This window comes from Jeotgalibaca dankookensis (assembly GCF_002005405.1).
Classification (GTDB): Bacteria; Bacillota; Bacilli; order Lactobacillales; family Aerococcaceae; genus Jeotgalibaca; species Jeotgalibaca dankookensis.
This window is the reverse complement of sequence record NZ_CP019728.1, coordinates 516,302-534,097: the sequence shown is the minus strand read 5'-3', so window position 1 is coordinate 534,097 and position 17,796 is coordinate 516,302. Positions and strand designations below refer to the sequence as shown.

Annotated in this window: 17 protein-coding genes; 1 reads left to right on the top strand and 16 read right to left on the bottom strand. The window is 36.5% G+C overall.

Translation table 11 applies throughout. From position 1 onward, the window contains the following. Window positions 1–39: 39 nt before the first annotated feature. Window positions 40–2,031, bottom strand: coding sequence for an excinuclease ABC subunit UvrB (gene uvrB / locus BW727_RS02625; protein WP_062467688.1), 1,992 nt, complete (start codon window positions 2,029–2,031; stop codon window positions 40–42). Between the two features lie 209 nt (window positions 2,032–2,240). Between uvrB and rpsT the strand changes: the two genes are divergently transcribed. Then, window positions 2,241–2,495 (top strand): 30S ribosomal protein S20, encoded by a 255-nt coding sequence (gene rpsT, locus BW727_RS02620; RefSeq protein ID WP_062467687.1) that lies wholly within the window; start codon window positions 2,241–2,243, stop codon window positions 2,493–2,495. A gap of 44 nt (window positions 2,496–2,539) precedes the next feature. Here rpsT and holA read toward each other — a convergent pair whose 3' ends face one another. From holA to BW727_RS02545, 15 genes are all read right to left on the bottom strand, one after another. Next, window positions 2,540–3,562: a DNA polymerase III subunit delta gene (gene holA, locus BW727_RS02615; protein WP_062467686.1), complete on the bottom strand. Its 1,023-nt coding sequence runs from the start codon at window positions 3,560–3,562 to the stop codon at window positions 2,540–2,542. 32 nt (window positions 3,563–3,594) lie between these two features. Beyond that, a complete protein-coding gene (locus BW727_RS02610) occupies window positions 3,595–5,925 on the bottom strand; it encodes a DNA internalization-related competence protein ComEC/Rec2 (protein ID WP_062467685.1) in 2,331 nt (776 codons plus the stop codon). Next, a complete protein-coding gene (locus BW727_RS02605) occupies window positions 5,891–6,409 on the bottom strand; it encodes a ComE operon protein 2 (protein WP_062467684.1) in 519 nt (172 codons plus the stop codon). Before BW727_RS02605 ends, BW727_RS02610 begins: the two co-directional genes overlap by 35 nt. 80 nt (window positions 6,410–6,489) lie before the next feature. Beyond that, window positions 6,490–7,128: a helix-hairpin-helix domain-containing protein gene (locus BW727_RS02600; protein ID WP_062467683.1), complete on the bottom strand. Its 639-nt coding sequence runs from the start codon at window positions 7,126–7,128 to the stop codon at window positions 6,490–6,492. An 87-nt stretch (window positions 7,129–7,215) separates the two neighbouring features. Further along, window positions 7,216–7,710 carry a pantetheine-phosphate adenylyltransferase gene (gene coaD, locus BW727_RS02595; RefSeq protein ID WP_062467682.1) on the bottom strand — a complete coding sequence of 165 codons (495 nt, stop codon included), beginning with the start codon at window positions 7,708–7,710 and terminating at the stop codon, window positions 7,216–7,218. A 16-nt stretch (window positions 7,711–7,726) separates the two neighbouring features. Next, a complete protein-coding gene (rsmD, locus tag BW727_RS02590) occupies window positions 7,727–8,284 on the bottom strand; it encodes a 16S rRNA (guanine(966)-N(2))-methyltransferase RsmD (RefSeq protein WP_062467681.1) in 558 nt (185 codons plus the stop codon). A gap of 13 nt (window positions 8,285–8,297) precedes the next feature. Continuing rightward, the gene (locus BW727_RS02585; RefSeq protein WP_062467680.1) at window positions 8,298–8,585 is read right to left on the bottom strand and encodes a YlbG family protein; all 288 of its coding nucleotides are present in this window, start codon (window positions 8,583–8,585) and stop codon (window positions 8,298–8,300) included. Further along, on the bottom strand, window positions 8,575–9,027 hold the full coding sequence (locus tag BW727_RS02580; protein WP_062467679.1) for a YlbF/YmcA family competence regulator: 453 nt from the start codon (window positions 9,025–9,027) through the stop codon (window positions 8,575–8,577). Before BW727_RS02580 ends, BW727_RS02585 begins: the two co-directional genes overlap by 11 nt. Before the next feature lie 14 nt (window positions 9,028–9,041). Then, window positions 9,042–10,037, bottom strand: coding sequence for a CAP-associated domain-containing protein (locus BW727_RS02575; RefSeq protein ID WP_062467678.1), 996 nt, complete (start codon window positions 10,035–10,037; stop codon window positions 9,042–9,044). 21 nt (window positions 10,038–10,058) lie between these two features. Continuing rightward, entirely contained in the window at window positions 10,059–11,270 is a 1,212-nt protein-coding gene (locus BW727_RS02570; protein ID WP_062467677.1) for an FtsW/RodA/SpoVE family cell cycle protein, read from the bottom strand. A 179-nt stretch (window positions 11,271–11,449) separates the two neighbouring features. After that, window positions 11,450–13,294 (bottom strand): translational GTPase TypA, encoded by a 1,845-nt coding sequence (gene typA, locus BW727_RS02565; protein ID WP_062467676.1) that lies wholly within the window; start codon window positions 13,292–13,294, stop codon window positions 11,450–11,452. A gap of 176 nt (window positions 13,295–13,470) precedes the next feature. Further along, the gene (locus tag BW727_RS02560; RefSeq protein ID WP_062467675.1) at window positions 13,471–14,265 is read right to left on the bottom strand and encodes an inositol monophosphatase family protein; all 795 of its coding nucleotides are present in this window, start codon (window positions 14,263–14,265) and stop codon (window positions 13,471–13,473) included. Window positions 14,266–14,275: 10 nt separating this feature from the next. Next, window positions 14,276–14,548, bottom strand: coding sequence for a UPF0223 family protein (locus BW727_RS02555; protein WP_062467674.1), 273 nt, complete (start codon window positions 14,546–14,548; stop codon window positions 14,276–14,278). 111 nt (window positions 14,549–14,659) lie between these two features. Next, window positions 14,660–16,066: a dihydrolipoyl dehydrogenase gene (lpdA, locus tag BW727_RS02550; protein ID WP_062467673.1), complete on the bottom strand. Its 1,407-nt coding sequence runs from the start codon at window positions 16,064–16,066 to the stop codon at window positions 14,660–14,662. A gap of 7 nt (window positions 16,067–16,073) precedes the next feature. Continuing rightward, on the bottom strand, window positions 16,074–17,738 hold the full coding sequence (locus tag BW727_RS02545) for a dihydrolipoyllysine-residue acetyltransferase (protein ID WP_062467672.1): 1,665 nt from the start codon (window positions 17,736–17,738) through the stop codon (window positions 16,074–16,076). Between the last annotated feature and the right edge of the window lie 58 nt (window positions 17,739–17,796).

Below are 17,796 nucleotides of genomic sequence, written 5' to 3'. Positions count from 1 at the left end.
ATTAATATTACCTCACTCAATAATAAAAAGCAAGAGAAATTATAATCCTTTATATTCTGCTTTTAGTTCCAAAACAATATCGCGTAACTCAGCAGCTTTTTCAAAGTTTAATTCTTTAGCAGCTTGTCGCATTTCTAGATCAATTTCATCGAGTAACACTCTTCTTTGTTCCATCGTCATCTGTTTGAACATCTCATAAGTACTGCCTGTTTCAACCACATCGTCTGCGGGGTGCGTAATTGATATCAAGCCGCGAACTTCTTTAATAATTGTTTTTGGAGTAATACCATGTTTTTCGTTATAAGCTTGCTGAATCGAACGACGGCGGCTGGTTTCATCGATAGCCTTTTGCATTGAGTCAGTAATTCTTTCTGCATACATGATTACTCGGCCATGTTCGTTACGAGCGGAACGTCCAATCGTTTGAATTAAAGCACGCTCACTACGTAAAAAACCTTCCTTATCGGCATCCAAAATCGCAACAAGTGACACTTCCGGAACATCTAAGCCTTCACGTAACAAGTTAATACCAATTAAGACATCAAACTCACCTAAACGTAAATCGCGTAATATTTCAGTTCGTTCCAGTGTTTTAATATCACTATGGAGGTATTTAACTTTAATCCCTACTTCTTTTAAATAGTCAGTTAAATCCTCAGACATCTTTTTCGTTAAGGTCGTAATAAAGACACGTTCATTCTTTTCTGTACGGGCATTAATTTCACTAATCAAATCATCAATTTGACCTTTTATCGGTCTAACTTCGATGATTGGATCGAGTAATCCCGTTGGTCGAATGATTTGCTGAGCAACTTCATCTGTTTTTTCATATTCGTAAGGACCAGGTGTTGCTGAGATATAAATAATTTGGTTTACGTGTTCTTCAAATTCTTCAATTTTGAGTGGACGGTTATCCAAAGCTGAAGGAAGACGGAACCCGTAATCAATTAATTGTTGCTTACGCGCACGGTCACCGTTATACATACCACGAATTTGCGGCATAGTCATATGTGACTCATCTACTACAATCAAAAAATCCTCTGGAAAGAAGTCAATTAACGTATAAGGGGATTCACCTGGTTTACGGCCATCCATGTGTCTAGAGTAGTTTTCAATGCCGTTACAATAGCCCATTTCCATCAGCATCTCTAAATCATAATTTGTCCGTTGTTCGAGTCTTTGTGCTTCTAATAATTTATTTTCAGAACGTAGTTCTGGTAAACGTTCTTTTAACTCGGAACGAATCGAGCTGACTGCCTTTAGTGTTTGACTTTCGTTAGCAACAAAGTGAGTTGCAGGGAATATGGGAAAATGATCGACATCATTTTTAATCTCACCCGTCAAAACATCAATTTCACGAATGCGTTCAATTTCATCTCCAAAAAATTCCACGCGGATGGCTTCACTGTCTCGAGAAGCCAAGAAAATTTCAACAACGTCGCCTCGAACACGGAATCGCCCACGCTGGAAATCGATATCGTTTCTTTCAAATTGCATATCAACTAATTGTCTCAGTAAGTCATTGCGTTCCATAATCATACCTTTTCGAATTGATAAGACATGTTCACGATAGTTTTCAGGATTGACTAATCCATAAATACAAGAGACTGACGAAACGACAATAACATCCCGTCGTTCAATTAATGAACTGGTTGCTGAATGTCTGAGTTTATCAATTTCGTCGTTAACACTCGCTTCCTTTTCAATAAAGGTATCACTTGAAGGGACGTAAGCTTCTGGTTGATAATAATCATAGTAACTCACAAAATATTCGACTGCATTGTTAGGAAAAAATTCTTTTAATTCACTATATAACTGTCCCGCTAATGTTTTATTATGCGCTAATACAAGTGTCGGTTTGTTAACCTCTTGGATAACATTTGCAATGGTGAACGTTTTACCAGTTCCAGTTGCACCTAGAAGAATTTGTGCTTCTTTGTCTTCATTTAGTCCATTAACCAATTGTTTAATCGCGGTTGGTTGATCGCCACTAGGCTGATAATGTGATTCTAATTTAAATTGGTCTATCATTTTTTTGCATTCTCCTCATATTTGCCTACACTTTTATGTTCTCTCTATTCTATCACTTGAACGTACATTCGCCAAGAATCCTGCCTCTTCCAAAACTTTTTCAAAGGATTCTCATTCTTTATTGCAATAAGTTTAAAAATTCTGTATAATATGGCGTGTTGGCAACAAATGTCTGACTAAACAGAAATACTGAAAGAGGGGTGAACCCAATGCCAAATATTGACTCAGCAATCAAACGTGTTCGCACGAGTGAAAAAGCAAACCTATTGAATAACAATCAAAAGAGCGCGATGCGTACTAAAATTAAAAAGTACGAAGCAGCAGTAGCTGAAGGTGCAGAAAACAGCGAAGCTCTATTGTTAGATGCTCAAAAAGCGATTGATTCAGTCGCTTCTAAAGGACTTATCCACGCAAACAAAGCAGCTCGTGATAAATCACGTCTAGCTAAAAAACTTAATAAATAATGCACATTAAAAAAGCAGCCTATAAAGGTTGCTTTTTTTATTTCTCAAGCTTGAGCGTATTTCAACATGAACAATTCAAATTGAATTTCTTTCAAACCATCGCCTGTCTTCATCTTAGTTTCAATTTCAACCAACCCCAAATGAGCTTCCATTAGTACTTTCTCATCGAGTGTGCGAATTTGTTGATTTGCTAACTTTACACGGTATGGGTGAATACGCAAAAGTTTCGCCATATCAGGTTGCTGATAGCCTTTTTTAGCTAGTATCCTCACTTGTAGCAAGAGGCGAAACTGGCTCAGGAGAATCGCATTAATTTTTAATGGTTCCTCTTTTTGTAATAAGAGGTCACGATAGATTTGAATCGCTTGATCAGCTTGTTTTTTCAAAACCAAATTAACAATATCAAAAATGTTTTGTTCCAAATTGCGTGGAACTAAATCAATTACCATTTGTTTGGTAATAATTTTATCATCACGCGCGGATAAAAATAATTTTTCTAACTCACGTACACCTTGAGATAAGTTATCATCGATTCGTTCGAAAAAGAATTGCACACTTTGGCGTTCCATTTGATACCCTGCATTACGAATTAGTTGACTTAAATAATTCCGACTAGCGCTTGGCTCCAGCGGTTTAACATCAACCATTGTAGCTTTATTTTTGAGTAACTTTGATACTTTTTTACGGTTATCAATCTTTTCATAGGGAGCAAAAATTGCTAAAATTGTCGTTTCAGACGGTTGTTGTAAATAGTTTTCAAGCCAACTTGTATCATGTTCCAAGTGACTTTTTGCTTTTTCACCTGTTAAAAAATAAGGATTATCGATCATAACTAAACGACGGTCGCCGAAAAAAGGCATTGATTCTGCGTCTTCAAGTGCATTGGCTAAAGGAACTTCCTCCATATTATATATTCCGACATTTAATTCTTGGTCTTCAATCGGCATGGCGCTCCCAAGCAAGGCGGCTCTTGCTTCTTCAATAAAAAAGGACTCTGTCCCTAGAAATAAGTAAACAGGACTAAATTCACCCTTTTTTATTTTTGTTAGTTCATTCATATAACTCATAGTTTCACATCACAATCATTTTAATCTTTTATTTATTGTAGCATAGTTTGCATTATTTTTTTCCGACTGGAATAAATAAAATGCAAGGCACCTTGTTTGTCAGTTCGATAAATTTTCATATTTTTTTTACTTAAGCGCTCTATTACGTCACCATGAGGATGTCCATATCTGTTATTAGGGCCTACTGATATTAAGGCTACTCTAGGGTTGATGTGATTTAAAAATTCCTCAGAGCTGGAAGAATTGCTTCCGTGATGTCCTACTTTTAATACATCAATTCTTAATTGCGAATAGCGATTAATTAAGTTCAACTCACCTGACTCTTCTAAATCTCCTGTAAATAACCAGTTCAAGCCAGCTATTTTAGTTAACAAGACTAACGACGAATTGTTATCTGCACGCCCTTTTGTGTGCGGAGATAAGACCTTAAAATGTAAATCAGCTAGAGAAACAACTTGGGGGGCAACTAAAGCAATCAGAGCCGGTTTCTCCTGTAAATTACGATAAACAGTCATAAAACCTGTATCCTCTTCCATCCCACTTGGAACATAAACCGTTTCAACAGAAAATTTATTAATCAAATAACCTATATTCCCCATATGATCAGTATCAGCATGGGTCAAAAAGACTGCATCTAGTCTTTTTACTCCCTCTGCTTTTATTGCTGACACAAGTTCTTTGCCATTGTGGTCCATAGTATTCCGTATTTGCCATGGCTCTTTTTCTTGATCGAAAGATACATAACCCCCAGTATCAATTAGAATAGTTTGTTTTTGAAAGGGGGTCTTAATTAAAATCGCATCTCCTTGACCAACATCTAAAATAATCACACGACCATTTGGATTAAGGTAAGGAAGAGAACTAAAACAGACGTAAGCAAAAATTGTTAGAAGAGTCATTCTTCGAATATGTTTTTCTTCTTCAATAGCAACTAAAAAACGAATTACAATGATTAATAATAAGATATAAAAGATAAAAATTGGACGACCCGTAATGGCTATCAGTCCATTTTTGTTAGCTAAATACTGTGATAAGTTTTCGGTTACTAAGAGTAACTTGTCTGTTAATAAGAAAATTGGAGCACTTATAAGTTGGAAATATGGCAAAAGTATCAGAAGACAAAGACCCCAAAATATGGGAAATAAGACCGTTGTAAATAAAAATGAAAATAAAACATTAACCCACACCCCTAACCAGGCAATTTCAAAATAATGGTAGCTTAAATAAATACCCGCTGTACACGTCATAATAAAAGACAAAAAAACACTTTTTCTAAAAACCGAAATTTTTAATAGTTCCAAACGTGCCGAAAGCATATAAAGCAAACCTGATAAGGTGTAGCTCAGCTGGAAAGCAAGGCTAAATACGATATAGGGATTCAACCACAAAGAGAGAAGCAATACAAAAGCAAAAACATCCTTAACTTCCAAATCTACCTCACAAATATCAGCAATTAATAATAGGCTATGCGTCAGAACTGCTCGAAATATGCCTACACTTCCACCACTTATAAACCCATACAAAAGAATTGTGATTAGTAATATGGGCTTTGTCCGTTCGCGTGTCACTCCCAGACGAAGCAACAGATATTGAAAAGCTTGGATAAGCAAGTGAACATGCATTCCAGAAATTGAAAATAAATGAATAACACCGATTTGACGATAAAACTCCATATTGTTGGCGTCTACGTAGTCAGCTTGATTAAAAATCATGGCCATTATGTAATCATGTGTTTTACCGTTTTGTAATTTAGAATGGAAAAAATGAATAATTGTTAGCTTGATTTTTGATAAATAGGCGTTTATAGAAATAACTTTATTTATTTTAGTAATTTTTTTTATTTCTACCGTCCAAAAAATTCTTTTCTCGGATAAGTATTTTTGGTAGTCAAACTGATAACGATTTCGAGCTTTTTCTGGTTTATCCAAATTTAATTGAGCTGTAATCGAGACGGGTTCAAGTAAATTTTGCCAATAGACTTGTTCCTCAACTGTTTCAATACGATGATAGAAACTAACTTTCTCTCCCTTTACTTCACCTTCTCCCGATAGATAATCGCCATTAACGTGATAAGATACCGGGTTCAAATAAATCTCTTCTATATGTGAATTTGTTGTTAGCTTGGAATGATTTGTTAGTGTGTGTAACAATGTCACCCCTAAGGTGAATAGAATAATTATAATTGCTAAAAAAGTAAATGGTGGGGATTTCATTTGGATCACCCGCACACACATGAATAAAAAAAACCCCCAGCTAAACGCATTTTTAGGAAGCAAAATGAGTAAGATGAGAGCGGTAGCCGTTAGACTAGCTAGTAGATAATAACCTTTATTTCTCTGAAGAATCTGTATAGTTACTTTCATTTTTTTCCTCCGATAAAATCGCAGGCAGTTCAGTTAAGGTCTTAAAATATTCTGGATCTAATGCAACTTGCTCATAAGGTATTTCCATTCTTTCTAGCAAAGCCAATGTGTATTCATGATTATTATAATCTTTCAAATAGTATACCTTTTTTATGCCTGCTTGAAGAATCATTTTTAGGCACTGGAGACAAGGAAAATGCGTTACGTAAATTTCGGCATTTTCAGTAGGAATACCAAATTTTGCACATTGGAGGATTGCGTTCATTTCGGCGTGGATGGTTCTTAAACAGTGACCATTAACCATATAACAGCCTTCATCAATGCAATGAACGTCGCCAGATACAGAACCATTATAGCCACCTGCGATAATTCGCTTATCTCTAACGATGGTAGCACCCACTTCTAGCCGTGTACATGTACTTCTTAATGACAATAGAACTGCTTGTGCCATGAAATATTGATCCCAAGGTATTCTTTTTTGCATCTCTTCGTCACTCCTTTTTTATTATCATACACGAAAGAAGAAACGATGCCAGCTATTTTTTCTAATTTAACTACCATAGATTAGTCTGATATAGTGATTAAATCTTTTAATCCATCAAATGTTTTTTGACCTATTCCATTTACATTCATTAAATCTTCTATAAAAGTATAAGATCCGTTTTCATTTCTAAAAGCGACAATCTGGGCTGCCTTCTTTTCTCCTATACCAGGTAATGCTTGTAGCTCAACTTCAGTTGCTTTATTAATATTAACCCTCTTAACACTTGGTTCTTCAAGTGGATTAACTGTCATATTGCTTGACTCTGCTACTAATTCACCTTTAAGAGGGACATAAATCATCATCTGATCTGTAATTTTTTGAGATAAGTTAAGTTGACTTGTTTCTGCTTCGCTCAAAAATCCTCCTGCGAGATCGATGGCATGTTGAACACGCATGTCGGATTCAACGTCATATATACCTGGATTAGCAACTGCTCCCTTCACATCAACAACCCATCCTACAGTAGCTACGCTTGTTGACTCAACAACAGAATCTTCTATTGCTACAATAGAAGATTCCAACCAAAATTCATCTGTTAGATTTTCATCTTTTTTACTTTCCCTGCTTAAGACCAGAATCAATAATATACAGATAGCTATTAGTTGAATGATTCCTACCCCAACTAATAGTTGGGTTGGTATTCGTTTTTCTCTACTCATAGGGTCCCTCCTATATATAGATACGTAGAATAATCAAAAAAACGTTTTTTTAACAAAAAAAGTGGCCATTTTATTGGCACACTTTGCTTATTGCTTGTTTTTGTATTTATCTAGGACTGCTTTATTTACGGCTAGGGGCACCAATTGTGATATATCACCACCAAACATAGCTACTTCTTTAATTAAACTTGAGCTTAAAAACCGATAGTTTGCGGACGCCACTAATAATACGGTTTCTAGCTCAGGATATTGGGTACGGTTCATCATAGCAATACTCTCTTCATACTCAAAATCTTTTATATTACGTACTCCGCGTAGAATACCTGTAGCTCCTAAATCTCTAGCCATGTCAACAGTCAGCCCACCAGTATGTTCGATAACTCGAACTTTATCTCTATCTTTTAAAACTTCTTTTGCTAATTCTAGCCGTTCTTCTCCTGTAAATAGTGATTTTTTTGAAATGTTAGTTGACACCGCAACAACTATTTCATCAAAAATATTTTGTCCTCTAACAATTGTATCCACATGTCCATTCGTCAAAGGATCAAAGCTTCCCGGAAATAAAGCAATTTTTTTACTCATATGCATAGTCACCTTTCTACTTCGCTTCAAATATTTCGACCGCAATAGCACCATATTCTACTCGTTTACGCTTATAATAATAAGCAATTTCTTCTGGTAAACTTTTTTTACTATCCATTTCACAAACTAATACCGTTTCATCGTCAATTAAACCATTTTCTATTAGTAATTGAATATCCGCTGCTGTTTTTTCTGCTTGATAAGGAGGGTCAATAAAAACTAATTTAAAAATGATTTTCGGCTCTTTATTTGCTAGTTTCAGCATATTTTTACGAGAATCACCCATTAAAATCGTAAAACGTTCTGGTTCTTTGGTCATTGTAACGTTCTCTTTAATTGTTTGAACGGCATGACGATTTTTTTCTGATAAAATGGCATGACTCATGCCGCGTGAAACGGCTTCAATTCCTAATCCACCACTACCAGCAAATAAATCTAAACATTCACCATCATCGAAATAGGGACCAATCATATTAAAAATCGATTCTTTTACTTTATCTGCTGTCGGACGCGTATTATCCCCAGCAGTAGATTTTAATTTTCTTCCTTTATATTCTCCAGAAATAACGCGCATTTTGAAACCTCCCTTAGCTTTCCTCTACTTGTTCTTTATTTTCTTCTTCGAGTTGTTTCAGACTATTTTTAAAGGTCATATCAATTTCAGGACGGTATGACGGCTCTACTTTACGTACATAATGTAAGTTACTCAATTGTTTCATTTTTTCCTCAATAACATCTTGGTTCACATACATCACAACATATTTTAGTCGGTTAGATACATAATGAATATATCCGAACCTCCTTAAATTTTTTAATTGTCGCAATGTGTAAACCCAAATAATCACGCCTTGTCTTTTCGTTACTTCAAAACTCAATTTCTTTCCTCTTTTCTAAATGAATTTCACATGCTTCTGACAAGCCTGTAGCTGATAAAGAGAAAGCATCCCCTGCTGTAACTATGATATTTTCCGACACAGCAGTAGCTATCCGATTGGCTACCAAGTCTAATTGAACTTGAAAATCTCGTTCTGCCAAACGGTAGCCGTAAATATCTTTGTCTAAATCCATATGTCGTTTTGTCTCAAACAATTTTTTCCGAAGTTGTTGGTAATCCGGAGCATAAGTACCATAATCCGCTACTTGTTCAAATGCGACTTTTGCTTCGTTAAACATGGTGATTTTCCTTTGAGCCGGTAAGGACTCTGCTAATTTTTGCTTTGCCTTCTGGAGTGATATCTGCAAATTAGATGTTCTAATCTTTTCCAACACAGCCTCACATTGATCCTCTATATCGAATAGTTCTTGGTTAATAATCACAAAAATCCACCTTCTCATTCAAAAATAAATAGCAAGTCATTATCAACGGCTTTTACTGCGAATGTCTTTTTATTAGTCTTTCGGAAAATAGCATGATTTGCTATTTCATTATAAAATGTTCCAAAACGTGTTGGTGGATCCCAAATCTGATTTCCTGTTGTGTAAAAAACTTCTTTACCAGCATCTGCATAATGCGCTATTGAGCCACTCGACAGTCCATGAGAAGTCAACCTATTTTCCCCTTCGGTTTCGATTACCTGCTCTCCAAACTGTCTGAGGCGTGGTTCGTATTCAAAGTTTTCATTTTCTATATTTTGAAACATAACAAGACTATAAAGGGGGAAAAGTGCTTCTATTGTGCTAGAAGCATAGGTTAACGGTAAATATTCTCCACCTTCTGTTTCGTAATAGTTGATTCTAACTAACGTACGAGGTGATAAATAACGAATAGCATAAACATTATCTAACTGGGGATGGAAAAATATCATCGCAAATGTATTATTATCAAACTGGACAAGTGGAAATCGTTGCTTTTGAGCTTTAGTAAGATTTAATTGGTATGCCTCACTGTTTACCTTAAATTTGAACGTGTCACTTAACTGCGTTTCCTCATGTAAGTTTTCCCGTGTCATTCCCACATGAATCGTTCCTGTTTGTACCTGGTTTCCCATTACAAAAATCGACTGAATAATTTTATTTACAACTTCAAGTTGAAGAAATTCGTCTGAATGAAGGTGATAGCTCCACCAATTTCGATTGCTTTCCTTGTCTACAATCACTTTATCTGGACTTCCATGTCGTTCCACATAACTATCAATATTTGTACCCACATAATTTTCGTAACCATTTGCTGGAAGTGGGTAAACCGTATCATTTTCTGTAAATAAAAATGGTTCTTGGTTATCGATATTAGTTATGTATTCTTGCTCACGTTCAACTTCGTATATAATGGGCCCATAATACAAGCCTACTAATAGTAGTACAACAAAAAATAAAATTCTTTTAAGCACTTGCGTCCCATCCTAATCCCTTCATTTGCGTTTCCTCATTTGATCATTTATATAAATATTGTTCACGATTGCTAGTGCAACTGTTGAGACTAAAAGACTTGATCCTCCGTAGCTTACAAATGGAAAAGTAACACCTGTTAGGGGAAGGATGCCTATCGCACCACCGACATTGATTGTTCCTTGAATCAAAAACATGGTGCCAATTCCAATAGTGACTAATTGTCCAAAGGAGTCTTTTACTTTTAAGCTAATTTTAAAAATACGGTAGATTATATAGAAAAACAACATTAAAATAATGATGACACGAATTAAACCTAATTCCTCTGCCATAATAGGAATAATAAAGTCTGTATAGGATTCAGGCAGGTAACCTGTTTTTTGAACACTATGCCCAATTCCAACACCAAACAATCCTCCTCGAGCCAAAGCATAAAAAGAATTAACGAGTTGAAAAGAAGAAGCTTTTGTATCACCAAAAGGATCAAGAAAGGCCGTAAACCGCTCTACCATGTAAGCTGGTAAAAAAGGAAGCGTTCCTTGCCACTTCACAAACAGAATGAACACTAAATAAATGCCAGTTATAATCCCGATTGCTCCTAAGCTGTACCGCAGAGGCAATCCACTCACTAATATCATGACTAGACAGATACCACTAATAATAATGACGCCACCCATATCGGGTTGAAGACCAACCAACAGTATAAATAATCCGATTATGAGAAGTGGTTTTTTAGCAACATAATAAATTTTTTTAAATATACTTTTTTCATTAACAATTTGAATATTTGCAAATTTCTCTTGATTCTCTGATAAGTAGACACCTAAATATAATATTAGAATGACTTTTAATAATTCTGACGGCTGGATGGAGAAAAACCCTAAATTAATCCAAGCACTCGCACCATTTATAGCAACCCCTCTAACGAGCAGAAAGATAAGCATTAAAAATATTAAAAATCCTGTATAAATCAGAAATGTTCGTGACTTCCAAATTCTTACATTGACCATTGAGACTATAAAAATTACTAAAATGCTCGTGACAGTAAAGATAAGCTGTCGTATTAGGAAATATTCCGAATTATTAAACTGCGTCATAGCAAAATAGCTACTCGAACTATAAACCATTAACAAACCAGTTCCTAACAAAACAAGGTAAGGAACGATTAGTTTCCAGTCAACATATTTTAATTTTTCTTTTACTTGAGAAAATACTACACTCTTCTTTTTTTCCATTTTTACTCTCCTTTATATGAGAGCGACTCGTTCGCATATTTTTTAGTACCATCGCTTAAACCTTTAAGGGCGACTATTCTTGTATGCATCTGATTAGCTCCCTCCTTCGTTATTATAGCATAGAGTTTTCTTGATATATAAAAAAAGATATGCATCAAAAGACGCATATCCGTTTAAACTTATTCTTCTAAGGCTTTCTTTTTACGTTTTGCAGCTTTTTCTCTTTCACTCTTATCAAGTATTTGTTTACGTAGACGAATACTCTTCGGTGTGATTTCACAATACTCATCTTCACCCATAAACTCAAGTGACTCCTCTAGAGTTAAAATACGTGGACGTTTGATGACGTTTGTTTGGTCTTTATTTGCTGAACGAACGTTGGTTTGTTGTTTTGCTTTAGTAATGTTAACTGCTATATCATTTTCGCGGGCATTTTCACCAACAACCATTCCGGCGTATATTTCTGTTCCTGGTTCAACAAAAATAGTACCACGGTCTTCAATACCCATGATTCCGTAAGTCGTTGCTTTACCGGTTTCAGTAGATACTAGTGCGCCATTACGGCGACCTCCAATTTTACCACTTAATTCTGGTAAGTAAGAGTCAAAGGTATGAGATATAATCCCATATCCGCGTGTCAAAGAAAGAAACTCTGTAGAATAACCGATCAATCCGCGAGATGGCACCAAGAAAATTAGACGAATTTGTCCATTACCGGGGTTAACCATATCTTGCATTTCACCTTTACGTTCGCTTAACGATTCAATAATGGAGCCCATATATTCTTCTGGACTGTCAATTTGCACACGTTCAAACGGTTCACTTCTAACACCATCAAAATTCTTGATAATTACTTCTGGACGAGATACTTGTAATTCGAATCCTTCACGACGCATGTTTTCGACTAGGATGGACAAATGTAACTCTCCACGACCAGATATAACCCATGCATCAGGTGATTCTGTATTTTCAACCAGTAAGGAAACATCTGTATGAAGTTCTTTCATCAAACGTTCTTCCAATTTACGAGATGTCACATGTTTTCCTTCGCGACCAGCAAAAGGAGAATTGTTTGTTAGAAAGGTCATTTGTAAAGTAGGTTCGTCGATATGTAAGATAGGAAGTGCATCTTGGTGGTCGATTGGTGTAATGGTTTCCCCTACATAAATATCCTCTACCCCTGAAATAGCAATTAAATCTCCTGCTATGGCTTCATCAATTTCAATACGGTCTAGACCAAAATAGCCAAACAACTTGGTTACACGGAAGTTTTTAGCTGTACCGTCTAGTTTCATTAATGATACTTGATCGCCAACCTTAATTTTACCGCGGAAGACTCGACCAATACCGATACGCCCGACAAACTCGCTATAATCTAACATCGCAACTTGGAATTGTAAGGGTTCATCGGAATTATCTACGGGTGCAGGAATATGCTCTAATACAGCATCAAAAACTGGATCCATAGACGCTTCTTGGTCTGCTGGGTCTTCAGATAAACTAGATGTTCCATTTAATCCAGAAGCATAAATAACTGGAAACTCAAGCTGATCATCATCCGCACCTAATTCAATAAATAATTCTAAAACTTCATCTACTACTTCTGCCGGACGTGCAGTTGGTTTATCTATTTTATTAACAATGACAATTGGTATCAATTTTTGTTCCAATGCTTTTTTCAAAACAAATCGGGTTTGTGGCATTGTGCCTTCATAGGCATCGACAATTAAAAGGACACCATCTACCATTTTCATAATTCGTTCTACTTCGCCACCGAAATCCGCGTGACCTGGTGTATCCATAATATTGATACGGTTTCCTTTGTAAGATACTGCAGTATTTTTAGCAAGGATAGTAATCCCACGTTCTCTTTCGATATCGTTTGAGTCCATGGCACGATCTTCAATATGTGCACGCTCACTCAATGTATCAGATTGCTTCAACAGTTCATCAACCATAGTTGTTTTTCCGTGGTCAACATGGGCGATAATTGCGATGTTTCTGATATCTTCTCTTAACTTCATTTTTTTATTCCTCCACTTATCTACTGCCTAAAAGAATGCCCTCAATTTTCCTATGAGATAGGGGCAATCAAACGGTTACTCGAATAACTTTGTTTAAATATTTTAGTTTTTATCTAGCACATTTTCAACTTGTCCATTGTACCATGCCATTAATTATTTGGAAAGAAAAAAACTTCTTATACATCTATATTGCTAGTTTTTTTCATTATATTGATAATATCTTGGTGCGTATTCTCATTTGCGATTACAATTGGATTTTTTTCTAACATCTTAATAGGACTATTATCCGTACGCGAACATTTAAGACCTAGTTCGCTTGCAATCATAATGCCTGGAGCCACATCCCAAAAATTAAGTGGCGTTGTCACATACGCAGATACTCGGTTTGTAATGACTTGTACCATTTCCAAACCCGCAGATCCAATCAGACGCACACCAAGTGCTTCCTGAATAATTTTTTTGGAAAGCGTAGGTTTTAGCATAACCATCTTAGTGTTCAATGCAACGAGACCTTTTCCTAAAGGATACGTTGTAACATTTTCTAATTGCTTATCATTACAATAAGCGCCTTTTCCTTTTATGGCATAATAGATATCTTCATTTATAACATCATTAATAAAAGAAAAGATACCCACACCATCTTTATATAAGGCAATCATTGAACAAAAATTCCTCTTTTGTTTTACATAGTTCAAAGTACCGTCAATCGGGTCAATAATCCAAACATAACCGTCCATGTTATCAACTTCTCCATAGCTTCCTTCTTCACCAATAATTTGATGAGTTGGAAACTCTTTTCGAATTTTTTCTACGTAAAAGGCCTCTATAAAACGATCCATTTCTGTTACGAGATCACTTGGGTGACTCTTTTCTTCTACTACAATCGAAGTATTTGATAATGATTCTCGTAACAGTTGTCCAGCTTCCTCAACCCATCCTCGAACAAGTTTAGCTGTTACAGCGATATCCATTACTTTTTCCCTACTCCCTTATATTTATTTTTTTTACTTCTGTTTGTGCTGCTTTGACAACTCGGTAAAGCGAATAACCAGAAACTTTTTCAAATTGATTTCCAAGTTGTTTCTCTTCACCTTTTGATGGGACAACTTTTTTAAATAAGCGATATTTTTTTATGAAATCTTCTCGATCAACTCCGCCTTCATAAGCTGCTTCAACGGCATTCCAAGTTGAAATAACAATTTGCAGCTCTTCTCGAGTCCATTGCAAATCCAGGGGATAATTATAATTGTTCATTTGTCTTTCCTCCACTACTATCATTTCATTTATCATACCATATATGCTTATTAATCAATAAACGAGATAGTAAAAAAAGCCTTGAATAAAATTCAAGGCTTTTTGTACTATTTAGATATGGATAGGTAACCCTAACGCTAACTCTGCTGCATCCATAACCGTTTCTGATAAGGATGGATGTGAATGAATGGTAAGCGCGATGTCTTCTGCATTCATTCCAGACTCAATTGCGAGACCAAGTTCAGCAATTACATCTGATGCACTTACACCAGCTACTTGGGCTCCAACCAACACGTTATCTTCTTTGGTTGTTACCAAACGAACGAATCCTTCAGTTGCATTTAGCGAAAGTGCTCGTCCATTTCCGGATAACGGGAACTTAGATACTTTTACATCTATGTTTTGTTCTTTTGCTTCTTTTTGAGTTAAACCAACGGTTGCTAACTCAGGATCTGTAAATGCTACTGCTGGCATAGCAACATAGTCAATAGCAGACGCTTTTCCTGAAATCGCTTCTGCGACAATTTTTGCTTCATAACTAGCTTTATGTGCAAGAGCAGCACCAGGTGTAATATCACCAATCGCATAAATATTTTTAATGTTTGTGCGACCTTGGTTATCAACCTTCACTAATCCGCGATCACTCATCTCAATACCAACAACTTCTAAACCTAAGTCATCCGTGTTGGGACGACGACCTACTGTTACCATCACATAGTCTGCTTCGATTTGTTCTTCTTTACCAGCAGCTTCATATTTAACGGTGACACTATCACCATTGTCAACAGCTTCTTTAGCCATCGCATTGGTCACGTAGGTAATTCCTTTTTCTTTAAATGATTTTTCAACTAGTTTCACCATATCTTTTTCAAATGATGGTAATAGTTGAGGGGAACCTTCAAGAATTGTAACGTCTGCGCCTAGGTTTGCATAAGCAGTTCCTAACTCTGTTCCTACAACCCCACCGCCAACAATGACAAGTTTTTTAGGAACTTCAGTTAAATTAAGTCCGCCCGTAGAATCGATAATGCGTCCTCCAAATTTGAAACCTTTGATTTCAATTGGTCGACTACCGGTTGCTACAATAGCATTTTTGAAAGTATAGGTTTGAGCAGCTTCATCAGTGAAAACACGTAATGTATTCTCATCGTTAAAGAAGGCTGTTCCCATAATTATTTCGACTTTATTTTTCTTCAATAAGTATTCAACACCACTGGTTAGTGTGTTGACTACTTTATTATCTTTCCATTCTTGCGTTTTTGTGAAATCTAAAGTGACATTTTCAGTTGTTACACCAAAAGCAGATGAATCCAGTGCTTCTTGGTAACGATGTCCTGCAGCTATCAATGCTTTAGAAGGAATACAACCAACGTTTAAACAAACGCCGCCAATCCATTCTCTTTCAATAATAGCTACTTTTTGTCCCATTTGTGCGGCACGGATGGCAGCTACATAGCCACCAGGTCCAGAACCAATCACAACTGTATCTAAATCAACAGCGAAGTCGCCTACTACCATACTTTAATCATCCTTCCATCAATAACAATTCAGGGTCAGCTAATAAACGTTTAATATTGTTCAATGCTTTTTGAGCAGTGGCTCCATCAATGGCACGGTGATCGTAACTCAACGATAACTTCATAACACGTCCCACAGCTAATTCACCTTCTGCGTTTACGATTGGTTGTTGAGAGATTGTTCCAACTCCTAGAATTGCAACTTCAGGGTGATTGATAACTGGTGTAAACCATCCACCACCAACAGAACCCACATTACTAATCGTAATAGAACCATTTTTCATTTCATCAGCTTTTAGTTTACCTTCATGCGCTTTAGCTGCTAATTCGTTAATTTCATCTGCAATTTGGAACATACCTTTAGAATTAGTATCTTTAACATTTGGTACAAATAAACCTGCGTCTGTATCAGTTGCGATACCAATATTGAAGTAGTTTTTATAAACAATTTCTTGTGTTTCATCATCAATAGAAGCATTCAGAATTGGGAACTCACGAATTGTTGCAGTTAGAGCCTTCACTACATAAGGTAAGAAAGTCAACTTCGTATCTTTTTCTGCAGCGATATCTTTGAATTTCTTACGGTGATCCCATAATTTAGATACTTCTACTTCGTCATGGTGAGTTACATGTGGAGCAGTATGTTTACTATTGACCATTGCTTTCGCAATTGCCTTACGCATTCCAGTCATTGCTACACGTGTTTCCATTTCAGCTGCATCAGATTTATATGGTTTAGCTGCAACTGTTGGAGCAGATGTTTCTTTCGATGGGGTTGCTGCTTGTTTAGATGTAGAAACCACCACTTCTTTTGACTCTGTTTGGCTAGATTCTGATGTAGTTTGAGAACCGAAATTATCAATATCCGCTTTTATAACACGTCCACCTTTACCACTTGGAGAAACTTGGGTAATGTCTACCCCTTTTTCACGTGCATATTGACGCACAGATGGCATTGCTAAAACACGCGCATTGGAATCAGCTGCTGGTTTACCAGTAGTTGGTCCTGGTGCAACCGGTGCTGTTGCAGGTGTTGCTTTTTCTGAGTCAGTATTTGTTTCAGTGTCAGCTTTAGTTTCGGCTGAAGCAGATGAAGATGCGTTATTATGACCAGGTGCATCGATTTCTACTAAGACGTCACCAATAACAGCTACCGTCCCTTCAGGTGCAACAATCTTGGTAATTGTACCGGTTACTGGAGATGGAATTTCTTCTACTGACTTATCATTTTGGATCTCTACGAGTGTATCGTCCTCATTGATTGTGTCTCCCACTTTAACTGGCCATGAAGCAACTTCACCTTCAATAATTCCCTCACCTAAAGCAGGCAATTTGAATTGGAATACGTTGTTAGAAGAAGCTGGTGATTCCGATTGAGCAATAACTGGTTCAGTTGTTGCGTCGGTTGATTCCTCGCTTGTTTCATCTTCATATCCAGGTACATCAATTTCTACTAAAACGTCACCAATGACTGCTACTGTCCCTTCAGGCGCAACAATCTTGGTAATTGTACCGGTTACTGGAGATGGAATTTCTTCTACTGATTTATCATTTTGGATCTCTACAAGCGTATCATCCTCATTGATTGTGTCTCCCACATTAACTGGCCACGAAGCTACTTCGCCTTCCATGATCCCCTCGCCTAGTGCGGGCAATTTGAATTTATAAGCCATTATCTTATCATCCCTTCAATTCATCGTTTAACTTATTTAGTCATTATAAACAGGTGGA